The organism is Actinomyces bouchesdurhonensis, from assembly GCF_900128465.1.
GTDB classification, from domain to species: Bacteria; Actinomycetota; Actinomycetes; order Actinomycetales; family Actinomycetaceae; genus Pauljensenia; species Pauljensenia bouchesdurhonensis.
Window position 1 is genome coordinate 449742 of sequence record NZ_LT635866.1, and the last position, 5186, is coordinate 454927.

Sequence of the window (5186 nt, forward strand, 5' to 3'; positions counted from 1 at the left end):
GGGGCCGAGGCCGTCTCCCTCAGCCCGATCGGCGAGGGCCCCTACTCCTCGCTCATTCAAGCGGCTCTGGCGCGCGAGGGGATCGCGGACGCCGGACCGCGCGTCGCGGGCATCGACAACGGGTTCTGCATCGCGTTCACGGATCGCACCGGCGAGCGCACCTTCATCTCTACGAGGGGCGCGGAGACCATGGCTCCCGCGAGCGCGTGGGCTGATGTCGTGCGCACGATGCGCCGGGGGGACGTCCTCTACGTCGACGGTTACCTCATGGACCACCCCGCGAACAGGGAAGCCGCTCAGGCTGCGCTGCGCGCCCTGCCCGAGGGCGTGCGCGTGGTTCTGGACGTCTCCCCAGTCATCGGGATCCCGGACGGCTTGCCGACGCGCGACGTCATCGTTTCGATGAACCACAGGGAAGCTCGCGAGATCCACGATCGGTGGATTGACGATCGTGGCGTCCGCGACCAGTGCAGGGAGCCTCGCGGGGCGGCCTCCACCATGTTCGAGTTGCTTCACCGCCCCGTCGTAGTGCGCCAGGGAGCCGAGGGCGCTTACTTCGCTGGGCCTTCCGCGAGGGCGTCGGGCGCCTTCGACAAGGACGCGACCCACGTTCCGACGCCTCGCGTCGACGCGATCGACACGAATGGCGCGGGCGACGCGCACTCCGGGGTGCTGGCGGCCTCGCTCGCCCAGGGAATCCCCCTGGAGAGGGCGCTCCTGCTCGCCAACTGCGCGGGCGCACTGTCCACGACAGTCGTCGGGCCGGCCTCGTGNGCTCGTCATGCGTGATTGTGGCGGGCGGGGATCGGCGGCTTAGTCGAGGGTGCCGACGGAAGCTTCGCGTGCGGCGGTGTCGAGTTCGTCTGCGGTGGCTAGGAGTGCACTGTGTCGCATGGTGACTCGGTGGGCGAGCGGGTCTGTGGGATCTTCGATCCATAGGGCGCCGGCTTCACCGGCGGCGAGGACGCGCATGGCGCGCGATGCCTGGGCGAGCACGTCTTCAAGGTCGTCATCGGTGAGGTCGCCGCGCATCAGGGCATCGATCTCGTCCATGATGAGGTGCAGGGGCCGCAGCGCGACGGGGGCTTCGAGGCCCTGGATGATGGGCGCGCGTGAGCCGTCGGCATAGCGGGCTTCGACCAGGTGCGGATCACGGTGGTACCACTCGTGGAGCAGGTAGAGGCGCCACAGCGCGCCGGGGAGCGTGAATTCGGGGCTGCGCGACCAGACGTGGGCGATGGTGTCGATGCCGCGAGCGCGCACGGTTTCCCGCAGGCGCGCCACGTCCTCGTCGTTGAAGGTGTCGTCGCTGATTCCCATGAGTGCCCACGCGGCGGTGTGTGCGACGGCGGCGAGGGAGGCGGGGTCTTCGTCGCCGACGATCGTCTCTGCCCGCGCGGCGTCGAGCATGGCTGGGCGGCGTGGGGTGTTCGATTGGGCCATAGGGACCGCTTCCTTCTACAATGGGGGCATGGGCCTATAGCTCAATGGTAGAGCAGCGGACTTTTAATCCGTAGGTTGGGGGTTCGAGTCCCCCTGGGCCTACTGGTCGCGCCTCGGAACGTTCCGGGGCGTTCACGCTATCTGCGGGCGCGCGCCCGCGTTGGAGGTGCATCATGGATCCTCGTTTTTCTCGCGCGTATGGCGCCCTGGCTGGCCTGGCTCTCGGAGACGCGCTGGGCATGCCGACGCAGGCGTTGTCTCCCGCGCAGATCCGCTCAATGTATGGGCGTATCACGGGTCTCGTGGATGCGGATGAAAGTCAGCCGTACGCGCCGGGGATGCCGGCGGGGTCGGTCACCGATGACACGGAGCAGGCGTTGCTGATTGCTTCTCTCCTGGTACGAGGCCGTGGGTCCTCGTCGGGTCACGCACACCTGGATGCGAGTGAGTTTGCCCACACGTTGTTGGCATGGGAGGACTCGATGATTCAGCGCGGGTCGCTCGATCTGCTGGGGCCGTCGACGAAGGCAGCGTTGGAGCGTGTGCGCGCGGGGGAGGACCCGCTGCAAGTAGGCGGGAAGGGAACGACAAACGGCGCGGCGATGCGGGTGACGCCGATCGGCATCGCGGTCTCGACGGCCAATCCGGACATCTTCGCGGAGGCCGTCTGGTCATCCTGCCAGGTCACGCACGCGACGCGCCAGGGTTTCCAGTCGGCTGCCCTCGTGGCGGCGGCCGTGTCCCTGGGGATCGACCGGTCGGGGACCTCCGCCGCGGACATGACAGCCCTGTTGCGGCGAGCCGTGACCTATGTCGAGTCCCTTCCCGCGCGCGGCGCGTGGAGTCCAGAGCCTGACGTCGCTGCCGCCACGCGGCGGGCCTTGCAGCTGGCGTCCACCCCGGCCTCGTCGTCCCTGGAGTGCCTCGTCGAGCAGGTGGGCACGTCCGTGGCTTCAGCGCAGGCTATCCCCATGGCCTTCGCGCTCCTCGCGCGCGACCCCTCCCAGCGCGCCCTGCTGGACGCCGCTAACCTGGGCGGCGACACCGACACGATCGGCGCGATCGCGGGGGCAATCCTGGGTGCTTCACTCGGGGTCGAGGCTTTCAACGAGGAAGACCTCGTCCAGGTCGAGGATGTGTCCCGTCTCGACCTGCGCTCCGTNGAATGGCGCGGGCGACGCGCACTCCGGGGTGCTGGCGGCCTCGCTCGCCCAGGGAATCCCCCTGGAGAGGGCGCTCCTGCTCGCCAACTGCGCGGGCGCACTGTCCACGACAGTCGTCGGGCCGGCCTCGTGCCCGACGCGCGAGGAGATCGAAGCGGCGGCGAGCGCGCTGGAGGAACAAGCGGACGCGCTGGAAGCAAGCACCGAGGAAGCATGAACCTAGGGGCGTGAACCGAAGGGCGTGCGCGTCAGCCCCCTGCGACGTGCGAGATATGTCAACTATTCAACCAAATCGCCCATGATGCGCCTCGTCTGGCGCATAATCGCATCATGGTGAAAGACAAGACCCCTGATCAGGGCGGCATCGTCGGCGGAGCACTCACCGTTGCCCTGCTGATCACGCTGGCCGTACAAAACGCTGTGCCCCCGATGGCCACAGACATGTACTCGGCCGCATTCCCCCAGATCACAGCGGACCTGGCAACGAACTCGACGATGCTCGGGTTCACGCTCACCACCTTCTTCGTGGGCTACGCGTCCGGCCAGGTCCTGGGCGGAGCAATCTCCGACCAGATCGGGCGTCGCCGCCCCATCGTCACCGGCGGCATCATAGCCCTGATCGGATCCATGATCTGTGTGTTCACGCCGAACATCTGGGTGCTCCTCGTGGGGCGAGTCTTCCAGGGCCTCGGCGGCGGCATCGCCTCCTCGGTGGCGCGCGCGATCCTCGTCGACGTCGCACACGGCAAGACGCTGGCGCGCGCGATGAGCCTCATCCAGGCGATCGTCGGCTTCGCCCCGATGCTCGCCCCCGTCCTCGGCGCGTTCATCATCACGCACGCGACGTGGAGGGTCATCTTCTGGTCGCTCGCCGCGTTCACGCTGCTCATGGCGGCCCTCGCCTGGTTCGTCGTGCCCGAGTCCCTGCCCGAGGAACGCCGCCACCCCGGCGGCATCCCCAGGTTCTTCCACGGCCTCGTCCAGGTCGTGCGGATCCGCCCCTTCGTGGGCTTCATGCTGGTCAACGCGTTCTCGAGCTTCTGCATGTTCGGCTACATTTCGAACGCCACCTACGTGCTGCAGGGGCCGCTGGGCCTGTCCCCCATGGCTTTCGCGTGGTTGTTCGCGTTCAACGCGCTGCTCTCGACCGGTTTCGCGTTGGTCAACGTGCGCCTGATCTCGCACTTCACGCCGCGCACGCTCATCGTCACGGGCCTGACGATCGCCGCGACCGGCGTGGTGACGCTGGCGGTCTCAACGTTTCTCCTCGACCTGCCGCTCATTCCGACGTGCGTGGGCTTCGCGCTCATTATGACGGCGAACGCGTTTATCTTCGGCAATTCCGGCGCCCAGGCCATGAGCGAGGCGCGCGAGCAGGCGGGCACAGCCTCGTCCGTCATGGGCGTCTTCCAGTCCCTTGCCAACGGCATCGCCGCTCCCCTGGCGACCTCGGGCGGCGACAGCGCCGTGCCGATGGTACTCGTCATGATCGTGGGCTCCGCGGGCGCGTGGTTCGCGTTCTGGGTGATCGCCCGCGGCGGCTCTCACACGCCGCGCCAGCTCAGCCTCGACTGAGGGGCCACCGGCGCGTCGGAAATAGGATCACCGCGCCCTGGCAGCCCCGCACATCCGGATAGGTAACGCACATCCGGATAGGTAACACGCATCCGGATAGGTAACGCACATCCGGATAGGTTATTAACCTATCCGGATCGTCATTTCCTATCCAGATCGTCACAACCTATCCAGAACGTCATAGGCCCGCGGCCATCAGCACAACTCCGGCCGGGCACGGCCTGCAACACACCAGCAGCACGGCCAACCCCAACAACGCGCGGGAACCAAGGCCGCCACGTCGAGCACATACCCGTTCGCACACATCCGGATAAGTAACGCACATCCGGATAGGTAACGCACATCCGGATAGGTTATTAACCTATCCAGATCGTCACAACCTATCCAGATCGTCACAACCTATCCAGAAAGCGCGCCTCATCGCGATGAATTCACCAGAGGGCACCAGCTTTCATTCCCCGGCCGCGACTATCGGTTGGGATAGTGCCGTTGGGATCGCGCGGCCCGGCCCGCTCGATGCGCGGATCACGCTCGCGAGGCTAACCACACTGCAGCCGACACCAGGACCAGGCCGATCAACTCAAAGACGCCGGGAATCTGGCGCAGCATAACCGCGCCGACCAAGGCGGATGTCGCAGGCAGGATCGCGGCGAACAGCGCGAACGTCGGCGCCGCCAGGCGACGCATCGCGAGTGCCTCAAACGTGTAAGGAATCGCAGTTGACAGCAGGCCCACGCCGATGACGATTGCGATCAGCTTCCACGAGGCCGTGGCCGCCATCGCCCCCGGCCCCAGGAAGGGCGCAAAGAAAAGAGAACCCCACGCGCATCCCAACGCTAAGTTCGTGACCCCGTCGCGCGTGGTCGACGCCCGCTGACCCACCACAATATAGGCGGACCAGGCGAGGGCCGCGAGGAGGATCCAGGCGACGCCGACGCGCACGCTCGGGCGCGACAGGTCGAGAGCGAGTCCGCCAATGCTGGCTACGCCTGCGAACGCGAGGAC

General features: G+C 67.1%; 5 protein-coding genes, 1 tRNA gene, 1 pseudogene and 1 other annotated feature (1 of these 8 only partly in view). Of the genes and pseudogenes, 5 read left to right on the forward strand and 2 right to left on the reverse strand.

The genetic code is table 11. The annotated features are described in order from the left end of the window. On the forward strand, positions 1-789 hold a 789-nt coding region (locus tag BQ7477_RS04510), incomplete at its 5' end, for a PfkB family carbohydrate kinase (RefSeq protein ID WP_200783466.1). Positions 790-813: 24 nt separating this feature from the next. On the opposite strand, the gene BQ7477_RS04515 is transcribed toward BQ7477_RS04510, so the two are convergent. Further along, on the reverse strand, positions 814-1443 hold the full coding sequence (locus tag BQ7477_RS04515) for a hypothetical protein (protein WP_073982958.1): 630 nt from the start codon (positions 1441-1443) through the stop codon (positions 814-816). A 30-nt stretch (positions 1444-1473) separates the two neighbouring features. Between BQ7477_RS04515 and BQ7477_RS04520 the strand changes: the two genes are divergently transcribed. The 4 genes and pseudogenes from BQ7477_RS04520 (at position 1474) to BQ7477_RS04535 (ending at position 4181) form a co-directional block, all read left to right on the forward strand. Then, positions 1474-1545, forward strand: a tRNA-Lys gene (locus tag BQ7477_RS04520). 71 nt (positions 1546-1616) lie between these two features. Next, positions 1617-2603: pseudogene (locus tag BQ7477_RS04525) on the forward strand (ADP-ribosylglycohydrolase family protein); the annotation flags it as partial. Then, the gene (locus BQ7477_RS12355; RefSeq protein ID WP_234968692.1) at positions 2578-2823 is read left to right on the forward strand and encodes a PfkB family carbohydrate kinase; all 246 of its coding nucleotides are present in this window, start codon (positions 2578-2580) and stop codon (positions 2821-2823) included. The pseudogene BQ7477_RS04525 and the gene BQ7477_RS12355, both read left to right, overlap by 26 nt. 113 nt (positions 2824-2936) lie before the next feature. Beyond that, on the forward strand, positions 2937-4181 hold the full coding sequence (locus tag BQ7477_RS04535) for a multidrug effflux MFS transporter (RefSeq protein ID WP_073982959.1): 1245 nt from the start codon (positions 2937-2939) through the stop codon (positions 4179-4181). A 525-nt stretch (positions 4182-4706) separates the two neighbouring features. Here BQ7477_RS04535 and BQ7477_RS04540 read toward each other — a convergent pair. Then, on the reverse strand, positions 4707-5123 hold the full coding sequence (locus BQ7477_RS04540) for an EamA family transporter (RefSeq protein WP_200783467.1): 417 nt from the start codon (positions 5121-5123) through the stop codon (positions 4707-4709). Positions 5124-5152: 29 nt separating this feature from the next. Further along, positions 5153-5186, reverse strand: a sequence feature (16S ribosomal RNA rRNA prediction is too short); it runs 472 nt beyond the window's last position.

Excerpts from the sequence above, each read along its gene's own strand:
- BQ7477_RS04535 (WP_073982959.1), top strand. The coding sequence starts at position 2,937 with ATGGTGAAAGACAAGACCCCTGATCAGGGCGGCATCGTCGGCGGAGCA.
- BQ7477_RS04515 (WP_073982958.1), bottom strand. The coding sequence starts at position 1,443 with ATGGCCCAATCGAACACCCCACGCCGCCCAGCCATGCTCGACGCCGCG.